At 49.8% G+C, this 1,595-nt stretch carries 1 rRNA gene; it reads right to left on the reverse strand.

Annotated elements, in window-relative coordinates:
• Positions 1-1,519 (reverse strand): 23S ribosomal RNA (locus tag GHO41_RS29175); the annotation flags it as partial.
• Positions 1,520-1,595: the final 76 nt, after the last annotated feature.

Genomic DNA, 1,595 nt, shown 5'->3' on the forward strand with positions numbered 1-1,595 from the left:
AACTCGTCATCAGCTCTCGGCCTTAGAATCCCGGATTTACCTAAGATTCCAGCCTACCACCTTAAACTTGGACAACCAACGCCAAGCTGGCCTAGCCTTCTCCGTCCCTCCATCGCAATAACCAGAAGTACAGGAATATTAACCTGTTTTCCATCGACTACGCTTTTCAGCCTCGCCTTAGGGACCGACTAACCCTGCGTCGATTAACGTTGCGCAGGAAACCTTGGTCTTTCGGCGTGGGTGTTTTTCACACCCATTGTCGTTACTCATGTCAGCATTCGCACTTCTGATACCTCCAGCAAGCTTCTCAACTCACCTTCACAGGCTTACAGAACGCTCCTCTACCGCATCACCTAAGTGATACCCGTAGCTTCGGTGTATGGTTTGAGCCCCGTTAAATCTTCCGCGCAGGCCGACTCGACTAGTGAGCTATTACGCTTTCTTTAAAGGGTGGCTGCTTCTAAGCCAACCTCCTAGCTGTCTAAGCCTTCCCACATCGTTTCCCACTTAACCATAACTTTGGGACCTTAGCTGACGGTCTGGGTTGTTTCCCTTTTCACGACGGACGTTAGCACCCGCCGTGTGTCTCCCATGCTCGGCACTTGTAGGTATTCGGAGTTTGCATCGGTTTGGTAAGTCGGGATGACCCCCTAGCCGAAACAGTGCTCTACCCCCTACAGTGATACATGAGGCGCTACCTAAATAGCTTTCGAGGAGAACCAGCTATCTCCGAGCTTGATTAGCCTTTCACTCCGATCCACAGGTCATCCGCTAACTTTTCAACGGTAGTCGGTTCGGTCCTCCAGTTAGTGTTACCCAACCTTCAACCTGCCCATGGATAGATCGCCCGGTTTCGGGTCTATTCCCAGCGACTAGACGCCCTATTAAGACTCGCTTTCGCTACGCCTCCCCTATTCGGTTAAGCTTGCCACTGAAAATAAGTCGCTGACCCATTATACAAAAGGTACGCAGTCACCTAACAAAGTAGGCTCCCACTGCTTGTACGCATACGGTTTCAGGATCTATTTCACTCCCCTCTCCGGGGTTCTTTTCGCCTTTCCCTCACGGTACTAGTTCACTATCGGTCAGTCAGTAGTATTTAGCCTTGGAGGATGGTCCCCCCATATTCAGACAAAGTTTCTCGTGCTCCGTCCTACTCGATTTCACTGTAAAGATGTTTTCGCGTACAGGGCTATCACCCACTATGGCCGCACTTTCCAGAGCGTTCCGCTAACATCAATACAGCTTAAGGGCTGGTCCCCGTTCGCTCGCCACTACTAAGGGAATCTCGGTTGATTTCTTTTCCTCAGGGTACTTAGATGTTTCAGTTCCCCTGGTTCGCTTCTTAAGCCTATGTATTCAGCTTAAGATACCTAACTTATGTTAGGTGGGTTCCCCCATTCAGACATCTCCGGATCAAAGTCTGTTTGCCGACTCCCCGAAGCTTTTCGCAGGCTACCACGTCTTTCATCGCCTCTGACTGCCAAGGCATCCACCGTATGCGCTTCTTCACTTGACCATATAACCCCAAGCAATCTGGTTATACTATGAAGACAACATTCGCCGAAAATTCGCACACTCAATTAAGAGAATCA

This window comes from Pseudomonas sp. FSL R10-0399, assembly GCF_009600165.1.
GTDB classification, from domain to species: Bacteria; Pseudomonadota; Gammaproteobacteria; order Pseudomonadales; family Pseudomonadaceae; genus Aquipseudomonas; species Aquipseudomonas helleri.